Origin of the sequence: Laspinema palackyanum D2c, from assembly GCF_025370875.1 — a bacterium.
Classification (GTDB): Bacteria; Cyanobacteriota; Cyanobacteriia; order Cyanobacteriales; family Laspinemataceae; genus Laspinema; species Laspinema palackyanum.
This window is the reverse complement of sequence record NZ_JAMXFD010000001.1, coordinates 156,893-175,633: the sequence shown is the minus strand read 5'-3', so window position 1 is coordinate 175,633 and position 18,741 is coordinate 156,893. Positions and strand designations below refer to the sequence as shown.

The 18,741-nt window shown below is 48.4% G+C and carries 18 protein-coding genes; 8 read left to right on the top strand and 10 right to left on the bottom strand.

Translation table 11 applies throughout. The features are described 5' to 3' along the window. Window positions 1-13: 13 nt before the first annotated feature. Window positions 14-1,663: a Ppx/GppA phosphatase family protein gene (locus tag NG795_RS00715; RefSeq protein ID WP_367286755.1), complete on the bottom strand. Its 1,650-nt coding sequence runs from the start codon at window positions 1,661-1,663 to the stop codon at window positions 14-16. A gap of 291 nt (window positions 1,664-1,954) precedes the next feature. Here NG795_RS00715 and NG795_RS00710 point away from each other — a divergent pair, with 291 nt between their 5' ends. Together NG795_RS00710 and NG795_RS00705 are read left to right on the top strand one after the other, a co-directional pair. Then, entirely contained in the window at window positions 1,955-2,839 is an 885-nt protein-coding gene (locus NG795_RS00710) for a 4-hydroxybenzoate solanesyltransferase (RefSeq protein WP_367286754.1), read from the top strand. Between the two features lie 781 nt (window positions 2,840-3,620). Further along, complete coding sequence (locus NG795_RS00705; protein ID WP_367286753.1) at window positions 3,621-4,535, top strand: peptidoglycan DD-metalloendopeptidase family protein; 915 nt, start codon at window positions 3,621-3,623, stop codon at window positions 4,533-4,535. Between the two features lie 104 nt (window positions 4,536-4,639). On the opposite strand, the gene glgA is transcribed toward NG795_RS00705, so the two are convergent. From glgA to hemC, 3 genes are all read right to left on the bottom strand, one after another. Then, the gene (gene glgA / locus NG795_RS00700) at window positions 4,640-6,067 is read right to left on the bottom strand and encodes a glycogen synthase GlgA (RefSeq protein ID WP_367286752.1); all 1,428 of its coding nucleotides are present in this window, start codon (window positions 6,065-6,067) and stop codon (window positions 4,640-4,642) included. A gap of 143 nt (window positions 6,068-6,210) precedes the next feature. Then, window positions 6,211-6,936 (bottom strand): glycoside hydrolase family 108 protein, encoded by a 726-nt coding sequence (locus NG795_RS00695; RefSeq protein WP_367286751.1) that lies wholly within the window; start codon window positions 6,934-6,936, stop codon window positions 6,211-6,213. A 128-nt stretch (window positions 6,937-7,064) separates the two neighbouring features. Further along, window positions 7,065-8,033, bottom strand: a complete 969-nt coding sequence (gene hemC, locus NG795_RS00690) for a hydroxymethylbilane synthase (protein WP_367286750.1) — start codon at window positions 8,031-8,033, stop codon at window positions 7,065-7,067. 21 nt (window positions 8,034-8,054) lie between these two features. On the opposite strand from hemC, the gene NG795_RS00685 reads away from it, so the two are divergent. Beyond that, window positions 8,055-8,297, top strand: a complete 243-nt coding sequence (locus tag NG795_RS00685) for a hypothetical protein (protein ID WP_367286749.1) — start codon at window positions 8,055-8,057, stop codon at window positions 8,295-8,297. A gap of 870 nt (window positions 8,298-9,167) precedes the next feature. Further along, window positions 9,168-9,794 carry a P-loop NTPase family protein gene (locus NG795_RS00680; RefSeq protein WP_367286748.1) on the top strand — a complete coding sequence of 209 codons (627 nt, stop codon included), beginning with the start codon at window positions 9,168-9,170 and terminating at the stop codon, window positions 9,792-9,794. 232 nt (window positions 9,795-10,026) lie between these two features. Here NG795_RS00680 and NG795_RS00675 read toward each other — a convergent pair whose 3' ends face one another. Then, on the bottom strand, window positions 10,027-10,779 hold the full coding sequence (locus NG795_RS00675) for a hypothetical protein (RefSeq protein WP_367286747.1): 753 nt from the start codon (window positions 10,777-10,779) through the stop codon (window positions 10,027-10,029). A 332-nt stretch (window positions 10,780-11,111) separates the two neighbouring features. On the opposite strand from NG795_RS00675, the gene NG795_RS00670 reads away from it, so the two are divergent. Beyond that, window positions 11,112-11,249, top strand: a complete 138-nt coding sequence (locus NG795_RS00670) for a hypothetical protein (RefSeq protein ID WP_367286746.1) — start codon at window positions 11,112-11,114, stop codon at window positions 11,247-11,249. Between the two features lie 515 nt (window positions 11,250-11,764). Here the strand turns inward: NG795_RS00670 and NG795_RS00665 are convergent. Continuing rightward, on the bottom strand, window positions 11,765-12,025 hold the full coding sequence (locus NG795_RS00665; RefSeq protein WP_367286745.1) for a hypothetical protein: 261 nt from the start codon (window positions 12,023-12,025) through the stop codon (window positions 11,765-11,767). A gap of 321 nt (window positions 12,026-12,346) precedes the next feature. Between NG795_RS00665 and NG795_RS00660 the strand changes: the two genes are divergently transcribed. Both NG795_RS00660 and NG795_RS00655 read left to right on the top strand, forming a co-directional pair. Then, window positions 12,347-13,117, top strand: a complete 771-nt coding sequence (locus NG795_RS00660) for a pentapeptide repeat-containing protein (protein ID WP_367286744.1) — start codon at window positions 12,347-12,349, stop codon at window positions 13,115-13,117. A gap of 259 nt (window positions 13,118-13,376) precedes the next feature. Next, window positions 13,377-13,520 (top strand): QAALIT motif small membrane protein, encoded by a 144-nt coding sequence (locus NG795_RS00655; protein ID WP_367286743.1) that lies wholly within the window; start codon window positions 13,377-13,379, stop codon window positions 13,518-13,520. 204 nt (window positions 13,521-13,724) lie between these two features. On the opposite strand, the gene NG795_RS00650 is transcribed toward NG795_RS00655, so the two are convergent. Genes NG795_RS00650 through NG795_RS00640 form a run of 3 tightly spaced genes read right to left on the bottom strand, consistent with a single transcriptional unit; the run spans window position 13,725 to window position 16,841 of the window. After that, window positions 13,725-15,485 carry an NAD+ synthase gene (locus NG795_RS00650; protein ID WP_367286742.1) on the bottom strand — a complete coding sequence of 587 codons (1,761 nt, stop codon included), beginning with the start codon at window positions 15,483-15,485 and terminating at the stop codon, window positions 13,725-13,727. A 56-nt stretch (window positions 15,486-15,541) separates the two neighbouring features. Beyond that, window positions 15,542-16,258 carry an NUDIX hydrolase gene (locus tag NG795_RS00645; RefSeq protein ID WP_261203943.1) on the bottom strand — a complete coding sequence of 239 codons (717 nt, stop codon included), beginning with the start codon at window positions 16,256-16,258 and terminating at the stop codon, window positions 15,542-15,544. A 4-nt stretch (window positions 16,259-16,262) separates the two neighbouring features. Next, a complete protein-coding gene (locus tag NG795_RS00640) occupies window positions 16,263-16,841 on the bottom strand; it encodes a nicotinate-nucleotide adenylyltransferase (RefSeq protein ID WP_367286741.1) in 579 nt (192 codons plus the stop codon). Window positions 16,842-16,855: 14 nt separating this feature from the next. On the opposite strand from NG795_RS00640, the gene NG795_RS00635 reads away from it, so the two are divergent. After that, complete coding sequence (locus NG795_RS00635) at window positions 16,856-16,993, top strand: hypothetical protein (RefSeq protein WP_367286740.1); 138 nt, start codon at window positions 16,856-16,858, stop codon at window positions 16,991-16,993. A gap of 9 nt (window positions 16,994-17,002) precedes the next feature. Here the strand turns inward: NG795_RS00635 and NG795_RS00630 are convergent, their stop codons facing one another. Continuing rightward, window positions 17,003-18,415, bottom strand: coding sequence for a nicotinate phosphoribosyltransferase (locus NG795_RS00630; RefSeq protein ID WP_367286739.1), 1,413 nt, complete (start codon window positions 18,413-18,415; stop codon window positions 17,003-17,005). Window positions 18,416-18,741: the final 326 nt, after the last annotated feature.

Sequence of the window (18,741 nt, the reverse complement as noted above, 5' to 3'; positions counted from 1 at the left end):
GGAAATAAAACGGTTAGCGCAGGGCAACCGGAACCGCTTCTAGTTTTGGAATTAACTGAATGTCATATTCCTCTTCAAATACGATTTTTTTCTGGTCCAAACTCCAGAGTTCTAAAACGCACGGATCATCCGGTTCATTGGGATGGAGGATTAAATGCAGTTGTTTGGTGTTGGGGAAATAGCGGCAACCGAGTTGAGCGATCGCCCCAACTTGGCGGCGGTCTAGGGCAACAGCCAAGCGTAACAACGCACTCAATTGACTCACCATTTTGCGATGGGGCTTGCTGGTCAAATTCCGATAATTATCATGCTTTTTCTTCGGTGCACTCTGGCGGTGATAACGGGCGAGATTGGCAATGATTTCCACCTCGGTATCCGTATATCCCAGCAACTCCCCATTACGAATTAGATAATAGGAGTGTTTGTGATGAGCGGAATGACTGATATGAATCCCGCAGTTATGCAAAATTGCGGCTGACCAGAGTAATTCTCGTTCATTTAAACCCCAGTCATGGAGTAACCCTTGGGTGCGATCGAATAAAGTTAGAACAAATCCGGCAATTCGTTCGGCAGAGTCGAGATTAACGCGGTATTTTTGGGCAATTTTGAGGGTACTGCGTTGCCGGATGGAACTCTGGTAGCGCAGACGGTCCTCAATTAAACCGTGGGTGAGCATCCAATCGACGATGACGCCTTCTCGTAGCGATCGCTCGCAGACGGTGAGGGAGTCCATCTTCAACAAAGTCATCGCTTCGAGCAAAATTAAAGCACCCGGGAGGATAATTTCGGCGCGCTTATCCGACATCCCCGGAATGGCTAACCGTTGATGGTAGGAGAGTTTCCGCAAGCGTTGGACAAAATCAGATAAGTCTTTTAATTTGAATTGATAGCCGGTGAGGGGAGAGGGTTCGAGTCCCTGTTTTTCCCGGGCGATCGCCACGGCGAGGGTTTCAATGGTTCCCGAGGTCCCCACTAACCGAGGCTGTTCATCCAAGTACAACTGCGCCTGCAACTCCTCTACTGGACGCTCTAACATCCCGCGAATGTAAGCTTGCAAAAAGTCAAACTCGCTGTTACTAATCGGGTCCGTGGTAATAAATTCGCTGGTCAGACGCACGGCCCCAATTTTCGTGCTACTCAGGAACCGGGGCTCATGACCATCCCCTAAAATCAGTTCCGTGGAACCGCCCCCAATATCAATAATGATATGGGGTTCTTCATTAAAGTCCATCCCCGAGAGAACGCCGAGATAGATTCGTCGCGCTTCTTCCTGTCCAGAAATTAAACTGACCCGGAGTCCCAGTTCGGTTTCAATTTCCTTGAGAAAGTCCCTGCCATTGGGGGCTTCGCGCATCGCAGAGGTAGCCACGGCAACCACTTGTTCGGCATTCAGACTCTCAGCGCGTTGCTGGAAGCGTCGCAGCGCTGAGAGAGTGCGTGCCATGACTTCCGGTTTGAGGTTGCCCGTTTTGATCTCGCGATCGCCCAAACGCACGGTTTCCTTTTCCCGGGTCATAATCGTAAAACTCGGTAGGGTTGGGTCAATTTTGACAACCACCATGTGCAGGGAGTTCGTTCCCATATCGATCGCAGCGAGAATATGTTGTTTCCCCACATCGGGATCCGGAATCCTCACGATGGGAACGGATTTGCTCAAGGTCATTGTTTTTCCCTCCAGGAAAGTAAGGCGGCGATGCGTGACTATGGGGTGCAAGCCGGAATCGAACCGGAATTGAGGAATATCTCCGGTCAAAGAGGCAACTGTTGCATTCTTTGTGTGGGATTGGCTTAACTCACCCGGAGGTTGCTAATTAAGGCATTGACAAATTTTCGCTCTGGATGACGAGAATGCATCCAACCGATATCCCGGGGTTAGGGATCGATTCCACTGTTGAACCCAAGATAACGATATCGTATTAATGAAACATCTCGCGAATTAATTTAAGTAAATGTAATGGTGACGTCACAACCCAACCCGAGCGAACCGACTTGGCAAGCAGTAATTCGGCTGTTACGGTGGAATAAACCTGCCGGACGCCTGATTTTAATGATTCCGGCGCTATGGGCCGTATTTTTAGCGGCGGAAGGAACGCCCCCGGTACTTCTGGTTGGGGTGATTATTTTAGGGTCTTTGGCAACCAGTGCCGCCGGTTGCGTGGTGAATGATTTGTGGGATCGGGATATTGATCCGCAAGTGGAACGCACGCGCGATCGCCCGTTGGCATCCCGCGAACTCTCCATCAAAATTGGCATTGTAGTTGCGATCGTCGCTTTTGCTTGTGCAGGGATTCTGGCACTGTATCTCAATCCCCTCAGTTTTGGGTTGTCCGTGGCGGCAGTCCCGGTGATTATTGGCTATCCTCTGGCGAAACGAGTGTTTCCGGTTCCTCAGTTGGTTTTGTCCATCGCCTGGGGATTTGCGGTCCTGATTAGCTGGAGTGCAGCGGCATCTCACTTAGAGACCTCCACCTGGATTTTATGGGGGGCCACGGTGTTATGGACCTTGGGATTTGATACGGTGTATGCCATGAGCGATCGCGAGGATGATCGCCGGTTGGGGGTGAACTCTAGTGCCTTATTTTTTGGCAGTCGGGCGGCAGAAGCGGTTGCTTTCTTCTTTTTGGCGACGGCGGGATTATTGATTTGGGAGGGAGTCCAGTTAAATCTGACCATACCCTTTTGGGTTGCCGTGGCGATCGCCATTCTGCTGTGGAGTTGGGAATATCTCCAACTGCGCCAGGAAGACATTCCCAGAACCACTTACGGCCAGATTTTTGGTCAAAATGTGGCGATCGGATTTGTCTTACTCGCTGGCATGATTGCCGGAATTTTAAGTTAAATCCAGTCCAAGAATGGGGACCAGCGAGGGACCTCTCTCAATCCGTCTCTCTCTACTGGTTCGTGGAGTTCTATCCAAAGGGGGATAATCTGACACCCAGGATTCAGATACAGTAGAAACATAACAAACCGCACCGTTTCAGGTGTTCATAACACAGGCCCTTGGCCTTTTTAATAATCCCTATAAGAGACAATCCCGTTCGAGGCATTCGGACGGGATTGTTGTTATTTGGGCTGCTTGAAGCCCCCCAATTTCCAACATTTCCCCCAGTTCAACGTCCCGACTTCAGTCGTTCTCTTCGTTCAACGTCCCGACTTCAGTCGTTCTCTTCGTTCAACGTCCCGACTTCAGTCGTTTCTTAAGGGCGATTCGCGAATCGCCCCTACCTTTTAGAGGTAATTCATTAGTCACATTTCACTTAATATTGTCAATTAAAAGCCAGGGAATTGTTATGCAAAAATCACAAGAATAATATTTTTTACACCATAAAAATATCTTTAATTTCGGGAGATTGGAACTTGGGGAAGAGAACGACTGAAGTCGTTACTACGAACATCCGGAGACGACTGAAGTCGTGACGTTGAACGTCCGGAAACGACTGAAGGCGTTACTACGAACATTGATAACGCCTGAAGGCGTTACTACGAACAGGAAGAAGAAACGACGGTGGGAGGGCAGGGGGTGAAAAATCATGTTAAAATCGAACCAAAAACCTTGATTTTCCAAAATTAGCCTGAACTTTGATAGAGGATTCACTCTCAATACTTACCGTGGAATTGCTATGATGTTATCCCGTTGGCTGATTTTCTTGCCCACCCTTCTCTCCCTAACCCTGACTCCCTGGAGTGCCACGGCCAATACCGAAACGCCGACAAATAATTGTCCGGCCATGTTGGGACTTCCGGCACTCGATCGCATTCAACGTCATCAGATTGCGAACGGTGAAACAGTCGAAAGTATTGCCGCCCAATATGAACTGAAACCAGAAACCCTGATGGGGATGAATCCGCCTCTACAAAGTGGTTTAGCGCCGGTGGGAACATCCATTCGGATTGCTCCTTTTGATGGGATAGAGGTCCGAGTCCAACCGGGACAAAGTTGGAATGACTTAGAAGCAATTTATAAGATCCCCGCAGCAGCAATTTTTGATAATAATGGCTGTTTAGTTTCCCCTCCTCTGGTTGTTTTTGTTCCCGGAGTCATCTGGTCCAGTACCAATCCAGAAGGGTCCGGAACTGTGACATCTTTTGTGGATCCGACTTTGAATCCTATTCCCGGTTATCCCCTCCCGGTCGAAGCGGAACCGATTTTAAGATTTGGCTATACTCGGTTAAATTCAGGCAGTGGAGAACCGAAGTTTCATAGTGGGATTGATTACAAGGCGGCGATCGGAACCCCAGTCTTAGCGGGGGATAATGGGGTGGTTGTTTTTGCAGGCGATCGCGGTGCCTATGGCAATCTCATTGTGATTAATCATGCCGGGGGTAAACAAACTCGCTACGCCCATTTGAGTGAAATCTCGGTGACCCTGGGTGAACAGGTGCGGCAGTCTCAACAAATCGGCAGGGTTGGTTACTCGGGGAATCCTGATAGCACTGAACCCCATCTCCATTTTGAAGTTCGCGCTACTTCGGACCAGGGATGGGTGGCAGAAAATCCCGAAGATTTCATCCGCGCTCAAATTTTAGGAAGGTAACAGCTATAAACCGGGTTTCTTGCCCAAATTCTGGCCAGAAATGCCATAAATTAGGAAGAGAAACCCGGCTTTTAGTCCTGGCTATTTCAGCATCTAATCATTGCCTAAGATTGAGCGCTTTCTGCTGCTTCAAGGGCTTCGTCGGGTTCTTCGGTAATGCCATAGATGGAATGATACATCTTGACATACTCTTTGGCGGATTTATTCCAGCTAAAGTCCTGCTGCATCCCTCGGATTTGGAGTTGTTGCCAATAATCCTGATAACGATAGCCTTCCCAGGCGCGAATCATGCAGGTAAATAGGTCTAAAGTTTCATAGCGATCGAAACAGTAACCTGTCCCTTGTTTATTCACGGGATCATGGTGACTGACGGTATCCACTAAACCCCCAGTGCGACGAACAATTGGAACACAACCATAGCGCATGGCTAAGAGTTGACTGATTCCACAGGGTTCAAAGCGACTCGGCATCAGGAAGGCATCGCTTCCGCCATAGATGCGGCGAGAGAGGGAATCATTGTAGAGTAAATAGGTGGCCATGCGTCCGGGATAGCGGGTCGCCAGTTGCCACATTTGGGTTTCATAGTTGCGATCGCCAGTCCCCAGCAAAATAAACTGGGAGTCGGTATAAGCCATAAATCGGTCCAGGATCTGAATGGTCAAATCCAAACCTTTTTGCTCCACCAATCGGGTTACCATCCCAATCAAGAAGGCTTTTTTATTCACCTCCAGACCGACTTCTTCTTGCAGAGCAATCTTGTTTGCAATCCGCTTTTCGATGGTTTCAGCGGTGAAATTTTGCTCTAAATATTTATCGGTTTCGGGATTATAAGAATCCGTATCAATCCCGTTGACAATTCCAACTAATTTACTGCTGATAAAAGACATTAACCCTTCTAGGGTTTCGCCATAAGCCGGGGTCTTAATTTGCTCGGCATAAGTGGGAGAAACGGTATTCACCAAATTGGCATACTGCACCGCTGCGGCCATTGTATTATGACCCTGCATATACCAGGGACACCAGGTCATCTGTTCTAACTTCCAGCGCCAAGGTCCTTGGTAGGCTAAGTTATGAATTGTGAAGGCGGTGGCAATATCCGGGGATTGATTCATCCAGACTGGAATCATGCCGGTATGCCAATCGTGGCAATGGATTAAATCGGGTTTCCAGTAGTTCCAGGCAAATTCCGCTGCACCATTGGAAAACAGGGTAAACCGCCATTCTTCATCTTCCCCGGCATAAATCCGCCGAGGCATAAAGGAGGGATGTCCAAATAAATACAAGGGGACATCGGTTCCAGGTAGGACACTTTCATAGACGGAAAAATCCTGGAACATGGCATAGCCGGACCATATGGGGTCTTCGGGAATGTCCATTTTATCCGGGAGAAAGCCGTAGTAGGGAAGAAAGATGCGGACATCATGTCCCATCTTTCTGAGAATTTTAGGCAAGGATCCGACGACATCTGCCATGCCACCCACTTTAGCAATGGGAGCCGCTTCTGCGGCAACAAATAATATTTTTAACTTCACTCGCGTAGTTCCCTTAAGTTATCCGTACCGCCATCATACCTGTGGAGGGGTATCGTAAATCTGGGACATGGTAGAGATGTTTAGATGAAAAACTAGATTGCGAGGAGGTCAATGCTTCCGGGGTGGCGCTAGGGAAATGACGGCTATCGGGTGGTTTTGAGGGTATCAACGACATCTTGCAGCAAGGCGATCGCCTGCTGGAGTTTTTTAAAGACTTCTTCTGATTTTTGCTCGGATTTGTCCAGGGTCGGGGGTTCCTTCACCGGCGTTTTATCCGGCAATGGCGGGACTGAGGAGAAGATGGGAGATTTCTCCGGTGGCGTCCCGGTGGCGGATTGAGGCAATTGCTCAATATAGGCAAGTAAATCGCGATCGCGCTTTAACCATCCCTCTAAAAATATCTCCTGACTGGGATTAGCTTTAACGCGCTGATGACGATAAGCAATCCGGCTATGACAATACCGTTTAGCCGTTTCCAGATTGTTGTATTTCTCCAAAGCGCGTTGGGTATTCGGGCCCAATTTGCCGTCAATGCTTAACCCCCCGATCGCTTCTTGTAAAAATTCAATGCTGCCAGGGACATGAAAATTGACGGCAGTATCAAAATGCACGATACTCAAGGGCAAACACATCAAATCCGCTTTGGACAGTTTCCAGTAACTGTGATAATAAATCTCTTCCAGTTCTGAGTCCGTCAGCAACCGGACCGACTGGACAGATAAACCTTTGTTGCGACGATAGGTATCATAAGTGCCTTGGCTAATCCCGCGATTGACGGCACCGGCGAGGTCCTGGGGATGTCCGGCCCCCCCTTCCCATTTGAGGGTAAACTGTAGGGCTATGGCAAACGGGTTAATGGAGTGAGTCATAAAGTCTTCGCTACTGTGAGTGCAAGGGTGAAGTAGAGACGCATCGGATCGAATGCATCTCTACTAAAATTCACTCGCGCAAAAGACTTAACCGTACTCTCCCGGTAAATTTATCTCCCTAGGTGGGATTAACTACGCTGAATTTGAGCAAAGATTTCATCGAGGATTTCTTGAGCTCCCATTTGACGCAAGGTTTCGGCGAGTTGGATGCCGAGTTGTTCCGCGTCGGTGGCAGGACCTGCGACTTTTTCTTTGATGAGTCGCTTGCCATCGAGACTGGCAACCATGCCGGTTAAGGTGAGGTTGTTGTCTTTGATCTCAGTATTAACACCGATCGGGACTTGGCAACCGCCTTCGAGTCGGCGTAAAAAGGCTCGTTCTGCATGACAGCGTTGAGCGGTTTCCTGATGTTCCAGGACTTTGATGAGTTCCAGGATTTCCGGGTCATTGGCGCGGCATTCGATGCCTAATGCACCTTGTCCAACGGCATGAAGGGAGATTTCAGCAGGAATGACTTGATGGATGCGATCGCCCATTCCCAGTCGGTGTAATCCGGCGAAGGCGAGGATAATCGCGTCATACTGTCCTTCATCCAGTTTGGCTAATCGCGTGTTTAGGTTTCCCCGAATGTCTTTAAACTCCAAATGGGGATAGTGATGGCGCAACTGAGCGAGTCGTCTCAGGGAGGAGGTGCCAATGACGGCCCCTGGGGGTAGGGTCTCCAGTTGTTTATCTTGGTGTTTTTCATGGACCACCAGCGCATCGGCGGGATTTTCCCGTTCGGTGATGCATCCGAGGATTAGTCCTTCCGGTAGATTTGTGGGGAGGTCCTTGAGGGAATGGACGGCGAGATCGGTTTCTCGCTGCAACATACCGACTTCCAATTCTTTGGTGAAGAGTCCTTTATCCCCAATTTTGGCCAGGGCAACATCGAGGATGATGTCCCCTTGAGTGCTCATGGTATGAACTTCAAACCGGCGATCGGGAAAATGTTTTTGGAGTTCTTCTTGCACCCAATGGGTTTGCACTAAAGCCAATTGGCTTTTTCTCGATCCAATGTGAACCGTGAGGGGAGGTCCGGAAACAGTAGCGTTCATAATCTTGAGGTTGGGTGGCTTATGCCGAATACGGTACTTCAATATAGACTACTGCATTACTTGCCTGGAATTGGCGGTGGGGATCGGGGTAATGGCGGGGGTCAGGGGGGCAAAATCATTGGGTTGTCTGGGGTCATTGGGGTGGGAATGCAAAGGGCGATCGCCTGCGATCGCGGTTCCGCTTTAGGGTTTCTCGATCCGGCGGGGCGATCGCCATCCCTACCGGCTCCCTTTCCCAGATTCTCCCCAATGCCCATCGGCTGATTGTTAAATTTTATGAACTCCAGCCGGGAGACCCTTTCTCTAGTCTCCTCGATCTTCCCCCTCTAGGACGGGGTACAGTTTGCGGTGCGATCGTCCTCCCTCACACACTGAAGAGAGGACCAGAGGCTGTCTCCATCATCCTCTGGGTCAAAAACCTGGACTTGTCAGAACCTCTCCCCACTCTTTCCCTCTCTTCCCCCTTGCTCGGGACCCCGTAAAAATACAGATATCTTAACAAATCTACAGTTAGATAGAGGCATCCGATCGGCCTCGTCAGTTAGACTAACTCCAGAGAGAGATCTCAAAACCGAGCTGCTCATGGCATGAGGGCAAACAACTTGAAACCTAGATGAGTCGTAGGGAAACCCGTCCCCCTGACTCTCAAAGACGTTGGAATTTATCGGGTATTCCGCCTTGTAGCTACAACCTGTGGAATATACGGAGATATATATTTGGGTAGATTTCAAAATACCCAATTAGGCTTTACCATACCTAACAACAGGGGTTTCAGATGCCAGTGGGAGCCAGTCCTTCCACAGGGCTCAAAATCTTCTAAATTTTGTATCTAAATTTACAGATTTTCCCCTCGTTTAGGACGAGGAAAACCCTTTAATTCTTCCTAATCCTAGAGGTCAGTATTTCTGAAATTAGTAAATTATAACTTCAGTCATTGAGAAAATTAATTCCCCAGGATTTCTGGAATTCCTAACTTAATTTAAAATTAATTTTCTTAGTTATCTCCTATCTCACCGATTTTTCCAAGTTTGTTCAAAAAATCTATGCTGTTAGATAGATCATCCTTCCCGAAATCTTAAACTAAACTTAAAATTACTAACTGAGGCTAACACCCAATTCATGAATAATAGAAATATGAAGAAAATAGCAATTATCGGGCCTAAAGGATCGGGAAAAACCACCCTCGCTCATCACCTCTGTTCAATTGTAAATGTAGAGGTCATTCATGCTGATGCCATCCTGGGCCAATGGGGAGAGTCTGTGACAACGGAATCTCATGGCAAAAATCGGTTAGAAAGCTATCTCCAACAACCGGCTTGGATTATTGAAGGAAATGGAGATCCTACGAATCCAGATTTTATTTACGAGCGGCGTTTTGCTGCGGCTGACACAATTATATGGTTAGACTTACCTTCCAATGTTTGTGTGTGGAGACTGTTAAAAAGATTATTTCAACCGGAGGGTAGATTACGGCAATTTTTCTTAAGTAATTACCCTCAAAATATCCAGGAATATGGATTTTTGCAAGGGTTGAGTCAGACTTGGAACTATATGAAACAAGAGCGTTCCCTGGTCCGGGAAAAAATCGACCAATGTTGTGGAGATAAACGAGTTTTTATTCTTCGGAGTCCATCGGAAGTTAAAGACTTTTTGGATGTGATTCAGCGAGTCAATGAACTCTCGGTCTCTCCCAGTCAATCGAATTCGTACAAAATGAATAGAGGAGTAACCCAGTTGGTCGCTGCTCCCGCAGTGAGCTAGTTTAGCTTGTGGATAAATACGGCCTCAGTTAACTTACCCCCCTGTCGGGATCAGCTACAATTTTTGAACTCCTCAAATGGCCAAAATAAGGGTTTAGGGACCTTAAAAACCCCAGCGGATTCAGTAGGCAACTCAACGGGGATGACCCTGAGTTTTGGATGAAACTGGATTGACCTAAAGGCGATCGCACCGCCTAAAGTTCCGGGTGAATCTGCTTTTAATTTTAAAACCGCTAATTTCCCGGATAATATTCAATTAATTTTAGATCAGTTTCTGCGATCGCCCCATGATGTTGATATTGATATCGAGTAATACCGATGCCGGGGACAAAATAAATACTCATCATATCCGGTGCAGTTCGGAAGGTTAAATGATACTGAATATGACCCTCCCGGGATGAAATTCCCTCGGCGTCTAATCCCACTGGTTCGGATGTCTCAACGTTCCATCGATATCCACCATCAAGGCGCGTGATTTGTTCGGAGGAACCAAACACTTTCCCCGGAATTAGGGGCAGATCTAGCAAGAGTTCTAAGTCTTCCAGTAGGTTCACCAAGACATCTGCCTCATCGGTTAACCGTTGTAAGACCTGTCGGGCTCTTTCATCACTGACTAAATAAAACCTTCCCGGCGATACTTCAATAATCAGATGGTCTCCCCGTTCTTTTCCGTCACTATACCAGGCTACATCAGCGGGATATCCTTTTAAAATCGCAACTTTCAACGGGCCCCGTTCCAAGGTATCTACCACTTCCATTTTCCAGGTGATCGGGGTTTGTTTGACTTCCCCTGAATTTGGGGGCATCCACTGAGTCATCCCTTCATAAACCCAGTAGCTTCCTGGGACTAGGGGAAAATCTGTGTCGGGTGTTTCTGTGGTAAAGGTAGCAGGGGGACTGGGGTCTTTTTGGACCTGGGTCACCTCGCGAACTCCCAACAAAATAAGGGTTAATATTGCTAAAAAAAACAGCCACTTAGGTTTCATGAAATGCCCGTCTATAATAATGCAGGTAAATAACGAGAAGGAGAAAAAAGACTTCGCCTCAGGGTTTGTTAAAATAGTACCGATTGAGGCAATCCAGATCGGGATTGTTGGCCTGATCCCGGTATCCGTAAATTGAGATTTGACGGGGAGATCGGGGAAGGGAGATTGAGTTAATCTCAATGCGCGATCGCCTGACTCTATGATCCCAGGACCCTCTAAGCTTATTTTCCTGATCAGGGACTCTTTCAGAAGTGCTCATGGGGATCTCAACGGATCCGATCGCTCTGGGATCTCCCAGTTGAGGAACTCTGGGATTGTCTTGGCACAAGATTATGGCTAACGGGTTGTTCAGAGGATCCCAGATCTACGCGGTGGCGATCGCCTTGCAACTGCGGAATGGACTGGGGACGGATGTCACTTCTCCCCGGCGATCAACAAGATGCGATCGCCGATTGGACTGTGCGAAATAGCGCCACAAGAACAGATCGAGGTCTGCTGCATCACCGCCTTGTCTCAGGCCATGTTAACCCTGGCCTTTTTAAGAGTACCACTGGGGCGCTAAAATTTAGGTCACGGATTCCCCATGAAAATTTGGGGGTGATTTTGTTGCAGATCCGCTCCATTTTGCCCCTGTGTATGAGACAGGTCTTGGGTCTGTCCTCAAGGCGATCGGCACGACTCCATCATCTATAGTCCCACAGTTATGCGCCTACATTTTTGTCCGGGGGAGTATCTTGCTCGCTAATAGTACACAATTTCCATGCCCAACACCTATCTGAATCGGTCAGGTGTTCAGGATTCATAAATCCAAAAAAGAGAGCCAGCCAACCAACCCCGAGGTCTGGCTCAAAAAACATTGAATTGAATGCTGATCCGTGGAATAAAAAAATTAGAAAGATAGCTAATCAGAAAGCAACGGGCAGAATTTAACTTAAAGAGAGACTAGAAGAAAGTCCGAAAAAATAGCTATAGCAACAGCTTTAATTCAGTCCCCTTCTCTGGGTGCCTCCAGACACTTTTCTAAAACTGAATTCATTTGTTCAACCGCCTCTTGAATGCGATGCAAATGTTGAATGCAGGTCGCGATTTCCCAGGTATTGCCAAAACAGGCTAATAAATAGGTGGACTGGTGAACGATCTCTAGGGGGGCTAGAAACTCCTTGCCAACGGTCTGGAGTAGACGGGATCTCAAATCGCACAGCGGCTGGGGTTCTGGGGGTTGGCCAGAGTAAGGCGAAGTTGACATAGCTATTTCCCACTTATTAATATAACTAATATCTCCTAAAAGTTTTCCTGATGCAGCGATCGCAGGCGAGGGGCCCGGTGAGTCCGCCTGGGTTCAAAGTGTGACTGAACTCTACAGAACCTGGTGAGGCCGATCGCATCGATACCCCAAGAGACACCCACCACCACCCCAGCGATCCCTGGGATTGACCCGTTGGCAACTCCCCAAACCCTTTAAAATAATCAAGTGACCTCTGGGGTCAACGTGTTGATTCCAGCATTGATTCCACGGGTTTTTCCCAGGGCGAGATTCCTGTGTTTCTGTAGCCATTAAGGATCGACTATGAACCGAAAATTTCTCCTTCCCTCCGTCTTGTTTAGTACCCTGTGCTTGACGACTGTTGCCACTGCCGAAAATATTCAACATACCCAACAACTGCTTTCCACCAAGCAATGTGCCCAGTGCGACCTCAGTGGTGCGGGTTTGGTGATGGCAAATCTGTCAAATGCTCAACTGAGTGGGGCAAATTTGGTCCGGGCGAATCTGAGTCGTGCTCAACTCACGGGTGCGAACCTCAGTGGTGCGGACCTCAAGGGTGCATCTTTGTTTGGCGCGAACCTGATGGGGGTGAATCTCCAGGGTGCGGATCTGCGGGGTGCAGATTTGCGAGAGGCGTATCTTGTGGATGTGGACTTCACTGGGGCACAGTTGGATGGGGCAAATCTCGAAGGATCAATCGGCACTCCGCAGACGGTGTTAGCGGTCGAGGATGTTTATAACTGGGGGGTTGCAGAAGCCCAGCGCAACAATCATAAAAAGGCGATCGCCTATTTCGAGCAGGCATTAGTCCTGGATCCGGAATTTGCTCCCGCTTATCTCGCACGGAGTATCGTTCGTGCGGATACAGGCGATTTCTCCGGTGCTCAAGGCGATGCGGAATATGCGAAACAATTGTTTGCAATTCAAAACAATACTCAGGCTTTTGAAGCCACCGAGGTCCTGCTTGCTCAAATTGCAGCGGCTCAAAATCCAGAAGAAGGAGAGTCAGGCGGGGGCGGTTTTATGCGTTTTGTCGGTTCAATGGGGTTACTATTGCTGCGATTAATGTTGTAAACTTTTTGTCCGATGGTGAGATTTGGGATTTAACCGGCTTAGAGGTAAATGAACTGAATCTACCGCAGAATGGGCGATCCCCGGCCTGGGGTTGCCCATTCTGGGTGAATTTACCCAAGGAGTGCGATCGCGATCGCACTCCCATTTGCTCAAATCTCACCAATCCTTTGCGATCTAAATCACTCACCGGCTCCGGTTAATCAGGGATTCTACTAATAGAGGAGTTGAATCGGCCATTGATAAGGAAGGTGTGCCAATCATGTGGGAAAAACTATTTTTAGCGGCGATTATTACATTAATACTGAGTGTTTTTGCCAGTGGTTCTGACCAAGTTGCTCCGCAACGACACTCGCAGCAATCAGATCAGGGAACCCTATCGCCCCTGGTGATGCTCATTAAATAACTCAGTCATCGAGTTAATTGCATCTACTTTCGTGCATCTACTTTGATATTTTTTTATTCTATAAAGCCGATAGACCCATTTAATCAATCATCAGCCCCTCTCGCACCCCGATTCCCGCTCCATCTTGGGGGTACAGGTAGACTGGGTGCCTCCATAAAACAAGACCGGCAAGAGTTAAAACCCTTGCCGGTTGTCGATTTGCCCTTATTCCCGAGAGAGGGGAATCTGGGGCACTTTGGCGGCGATCGGCATCCGCCACCCTGTTCCAAAGGCGCGATCGGTGACTTTCAATCCCGGGGGGGCTTGTCGGCGCTTAAATTCCGCCCCATTTAACAACTTCACCACCCGTTGCACTAAGGCGGGGTCATATCCTGCTGCGACTATTTGGGGAATGGATTCATGCTTGTGAATCAGGCGATCGAGAATATCATCCAAAATGTCATAAGGCGGCAGGGAATCCTGGTCAATTTGTCCCGGTTTGAGTTCAGCACTCGGGGGTTTACTTAGGACACTTTCAGGAATAACAATTTTCCCCGGTTCTCGGGAATTGAGCCATTGACAAATGGCATAAACTTGAGTTTTTGGCACATCAGAAATGGCAGCTAATCCCCCATTCATATCGCCATACAGGGTACAATATCCCACGGCCATTTCTGATTTATTCCCTGTGGAAATCAGGAGATATCCAAATTTATTGGAGATGGCCATTAATAAATTCCCGCGAATCCGCGCTTGTAGGTTTTCTTCCGTGACATCACGGGGGGAGTCGGCAAACAAATCTTCTAGGGTGTTGTCATAACCTGCCATTAAATCCGCAATGGGAAGGGAGTAGGTTTTCATGCCGAGGTTTTCGGCGAGTTCCAGTGCATCAATCACCGATTGTTGAGAGGTATGGGGGGAAGACATGAGGACGCCGAGCACATTTTCCGGTCCGATCGCCTCACTGGCGATCGCGGCCACCAGAGACGAATCAATCCCGCCACTTAACCCAATCACCACTTTAGAAAATCCACATTTGCGGGTATAGTCTCGCACTCCCAACACCAAGGCGGACCAGATCTCTTCCGGTTGACTCAGGGGTTTTGCTGGGGGTGGCGTCACGGGTGCGATCGCCCCACCATTGAGGGAAAGGGGACGTAACTCTCGACTTTTTTCGTCGAACTCCACCGCCACTAAATCCGGTTGAAATCCCGCAGCGAGGGCCACCCGTTCTCCCACTCCATTAAACGCCACGCTATATCCATCAAAAATCAAGTCATCATTGCCTCCGACTTGGTTGGCATAGATAATCGGTTTGTGATACCGGACTGCGACATGATTGAGCATTGCTTCTCGGAGTTTTTGTTTCCCCATACTGTAGGGAGAGGCGGATAAATTAATAATGATATCCGCCCCTTCTTCAACTAAATTGGCAATGGGATTAGTGGGGTATTGCCGTTTTCCCCAAAATTCTTCATCATTCCATAAGTCTTCGCAAATGGTTACCCCAATGCGGATGGGGGGAGAAACCTCGGGGTGAGAAGGAATGCCCAACTCACCTAAATTGAAATAATTACTCACATAGGAGGGTTCAAAATAGCGATTTTCATCAAACACATCGTAGGTCGGCAACAGCCGTTTGTGGAAATATTGTTGAATTTTGCCATTGAAAAGTAAGGCGATACTATTATATAAAGATTTGCCTCCGGTGGTATGGGCGAGGGTATGGGTTTCCACGGTTCCCACTAAAACGGCGACTGCCGGAGGTAATTTTTGGGCCAGTTGTTGTAATTGCCAAGACATTGCCTCAATAAAACTCGGACGCAAGAGTAAATCCCGAGGGGGATAACCGCACAAAGAGAGTTCTGGAGTCAGCATTAGGTCAATTCCCTGGGCGGCAGCTTGGGTGGCCGCTTGCAGAATTTGTTGGGAATTGCCTTGGAGATCTCCAATGGTGGGATTGAGTTGGGCGATCGCAATTTTCATAAGATTGAGTAACCAATTGGGGGATAAACGGGTAAAATTTGGGGTTAAAACTATCCCTAAATAAACACTAAAGGTTTATCTTTCAACGGAGCAAATGCCTCGGCATCAAAGCGGTAGAGGGCTGCTGGCCGCCCTGCACCGCGAGATACTTTCATTTTTGTATCGGATAAAAAGCCCAGTTTGAGAATTTTGGCCCGAAAATTAGAATAATCGGAGAAATTTTCCCCTAAAACTGTTGCATAGAGTTGATACAATTCACTTAAGGTAAATAATTCCGGCAGCACATCAAAGGCGATCGGGCTATATTCCAGTTTGTTCCGCAGGCGGCGATGACCGTATTCAACCATGCGATTGTGATCAAAAGCCAGATGCGGCACTTCATCCAGGGGATACCAGGCAATCCCCCGGACTCCAGTTCCCATCAATTGTGCTTCTTCAAACCGGACTAAGGCAAAATAGCTCACGGACAGATAGCGCAAGGGTTGAGAGTCGGAAAGTTCGCGGGGGTCGCGTCCCGGTCCAGCAAAGGTGTACAGTTGTTCTAGGTAGAGATTCTGGACTTGGATTTTTTCGGATAAAATGCGATAGGCTGCATCTTCCAGGGATTCCCCGTGACGAACTAACGTACCGGGTAAACTCCACTGTCCGAGAAAGGGTTCACTTTCGCGCATGACGAGGAGAACCAGCAAGCGATTTTGTGCGGGATCGACGGAGAAGATTGCATTATCAACTCCCACTTTAAAGTTGAGTGGAAGGCCCAAAGACGCTGCCATTGGTTTAGCTCACATCCCGATAGGCGTATAAGTTTTCCCGTTGGATATAACGGGCAACTGGGGGGGTGATAACTTGTGAGGTTTGAGTTTGACGATAAACTGTGGAGGAAACATCAGGAAGATGCAACTCAGCGATCGCCACCGATGCACCCAGTTCCCGGAGTCTGTCGAGTTCCGGTTGCTGGATGGGTGCTCCCGGTCGGGTGACAACCAACAGATTGACTTGAGAGAGCAACTCCTCCACCTGATACCACCGAGGCAACTGGGGAATTAAGTCTGACCCGATGACCAGATACAGTTCAGCTTCAGGCCATTTTTGGCGGGCAATTCGCACCGTTTCTAAGGTCCGAGGTTGGCTGAGTTCGGCATCAAAGTAGAGATTATCCCGAGGATTATCCCGGTCTTCCATCAGCAACTGTAACATCTGCGATCGATGAGACAGGGGGGTTTGATGAGATTTAAAGGGATTGTCTGACGCCCAAATCGCCACGGCATCAAACTCTTGAGACAGCCAACTCACTATCTCTTCATGGGCTTTGGTCGGGGGGTCGGCACTGGTACCAAAAAGTGCAAGGGTAATCATCTTTCAATGAGGGGGTGAGAACGACAAAATCTATCAATGCTAGAGTGCTGAGTTTGCAAGTCCTCACCACTCCCGGAGAAAAACAGAAATTGAGGGTCAAGGCAAAACTCGCTGATGGTGCACCCGGACTGTTTAAAAGAGTCGGTGGTTGAAACAATGACTCACATTTTATAATTTTGCAAGGTTTCTGCCGTCAGTGTTTGTAAGGGAGTCGAAATCTCTACCGATGCACCCCTGGGGTGATTGATCCGGCGAAGTTCTGGGGGAAGCGACTCCACGGAATGCCTGGTTCTTTCGGCGATCGCCTCTAACATTTCCGGAGGATGAACCCGCTTTCCCTCTTTGAAAAGTAGCTGCATCATCGGCACTTCACCCGGTTGAACCGATTCACTGACCAATCCCAGGCGATCGCCCGCAATCTGTCCATCCTGATAGCGTCGGAAAATCTGCTTCCGTCCGGGATAGCTGACTTTTCCACTAGAATTTTTCATCACCGGCACGCCATCAATATCTACAATTTTATAAACCCCATTTACGGGAGTACCTGTGACTAACTTAGTCCCGATGCCAAAGCCATCAATTGGACAACCCGAGGCTTTCAAGTCAGCAATTTTCCACTCATCCAAATCCCCACTCACAAAAATGGGGACATCGGGAAGCAGTTCTTGGACCTGTTTAGACAATTGGACCAAATCCCCGGAATCCAGGCGCACTCCTCCCACTTCCATTTCTCCCGCTTGGAGGCGATCGGCGATTTTCCGCGCGGCTTCAATCGGATCATAAGTATCAATGAGTAAGGGAGAACCGGGAAAATAATGCTGGAACGCTCGAAACGCCTGCATCTCACTCCCTTCCGTCGCTGAGAGGGCCATCACCAAAGCGTGAGCCATCGTTCCCGAAGGTTTCCGACCTAATTTAAGTGCGGCTAACACATTCGAGGTGGCATCCATTCCAGCGGCCAAAGCTGCTCGTGCAGCCCACAGCGAGGCTTGAGGACTAAAGGCTCGTCGGGTACCAAACTCCAAAATTGAGGCTTCGGGACCGGCGACATCGCGAATACGCGCCGATCGCGTGGCGACAAGGGTCTGATAATTAATCGTATTCAGTAAATAGGTTTCGACGATTTGAGCTTGCCACAGGGAAGCCTCCACCCGGAGTAATGGTTCATTGGCAAAGACTGCTGTTCCCTCGGGAACCGCCCAAACATTACCCTCAAACCTTGCATCGGCCAAGAGGGACCAAAATTTATCAGAGGCCCTGGAAAAAATTCCAGTGGCTTGCAAACTGGCTATCTGCACCTCGGTGAACCGGAATTGCTCTAGGTACTCAAAAACTTGAGCTAACCCCATTGCAATTAAATAACCAAAGCCTTCAGGAAGTCTGCGAACAAACAGCTCAAAGCTGGCGGTTCTGCCGTCCAAACCTTCCCCGGTGTAACAGGCGGCCATTGTCAATTGATAGAGATCGGTCAACAGACTATAGTCCTCCGGGACAACAGTCAGTTCTGATCCGTCTTTACCCGCTTGGAAAGGGGGTTGCGGATTGAGATCATTCGGTTCAGTGGCAGTTGCCATGTGCCAGCTTCCTTGCTGAGAGGGGTTGGTTCAATTATAGTGGCATTTACCAAAATTTGTCACGGGGTCCGGATAAAAATCCTCGGATTGAGGTCAGCGATCGCTCACAATTCCTGGGATTTTCAGCAATTTTTCCACCCTGGGTTATGGTGGAATTCATTAAAAATATCAGAAGTAATATTTTTCCGAGGGTATTCCTCTGAGTATAGATTGACCCAAAAAGACGGGATTTAAGGATAAATATGCTATAATTTAATGCGGATTACTGGGGATTTAAAATCGTAACAAATTGTAAACCCATTCTCCCGCCCCATTCCAGTTTAGTC

Bases quoted from the DNA above. Each gene is read 5' to 3' on its own strand.
- NG795_RS00685 (WP_367286749.1), top strand. From the start codon at position 8,055: ATGCCGAATACGGTACTTCAATATAGACTACTGCATTACTTGCCTGGA.
- NG795_RS00695 (WP_367286751.1), bottom strand. From the start codon at position 6,936: ATGACTCACTCCATTAACCCGTTTGCCATAGCCCTACAGTTTACCCTC.
- NG795_RS00640 (WP_367286741.1), bottom strand. From the start codon at position 16,841: ATGATTACCCTTGCACTTTTTGGTACCAGTGCCGACCCCCCGACCAAA.
- NG795_RS00655 (WP_367286743.1), top strand. From the start codon at position 13,377: ATGTGGGAAAAACTATTTTTAGCGGCGATTATTACATTAATACTGAGT.
- NG795_RS00650 (WP_367286742.1), bottom strand. From the start codon at position 15,485: ATGAAAATTGCGATCGCCCAACTCAATCCCACCATTGGAGATCTCCAA.
- NG795_RS00705 (WP_367286753.1), top strand. From the start codon at position 3,621: ATGATGTTATCCCGTTGGCTGATTTTCTTGCCCACCCTTCTCTCCCTA.
- NG795_RS00665 (WP_367286745.1), bottom strand. From the start codon at position 12,025: ATGTCAACTTCGCCTTACTCTGGCCAACCCCCAGAACCCCAGCCGCTG.
- NG795_RS00645 (WP_261203943.1), bottom strand. From the start codon at position 16,258: ATGGCAGCGTCTTTGGGCCTTCCACTCAACTTTAAAGTGGGAGTTGAT.
- NG795_RS00630 (WP_367286739.1), bottom strand. From the start codon at position 18,415: ATGGCAACTGCCACTGAACCGAATGATCTCAATCCGCAACCCCCTTTC.
- hemC (WP_367286750.1), bottom strand. From the start codon at position 8,033: ATGAACGCTACTGTTTCCGGACCTCCCCTCACGGTTCACATTGGATCG.
- NG795_RS00670 (WP_367286746.1), top strand. From the start codon at position 11,112: ATGGCTAACGGGTTGTTCAGAGGATCCCAGATCTACGCGGTGGCGATC.
- NG795_RS00675 (WP_367286747.1), bottom strand. From the start codon at position 10,779: ATGAAACCTAAGTGGCTGTTTTTTTTAGCAATATTAACCCTTATTTTG.
- NG795_RS00680 (WP_367286748.1), top strand. From the start codon at position 9,168: ATGAAGAAAATAGCAATTATCGGGCCTAAAGGATCGGGAAAAACCACC.
- NG795_RS00715 (WP_367286755.1), bottom strand. From the start codon at position 1,663: ATGACCTTGAGCAAATCCGTTCCCATCGTGAGGATTCCGGATCCCGAT.
- NG795_RS00710 (WP_367286754.1), top strand. From the start codon at position 1,955: ATGGTGACGTCACAACCCAACCCGAGCGAACCGACTTGGCAAGCAGTA.
- NG795_RS00660 (WP_367286744.1), top strand. From the start codon at position 12,347: ATGAACCGAAAATTTCTCCTTCCCTCCGTCTTGTTTAGTACCCTGTGC.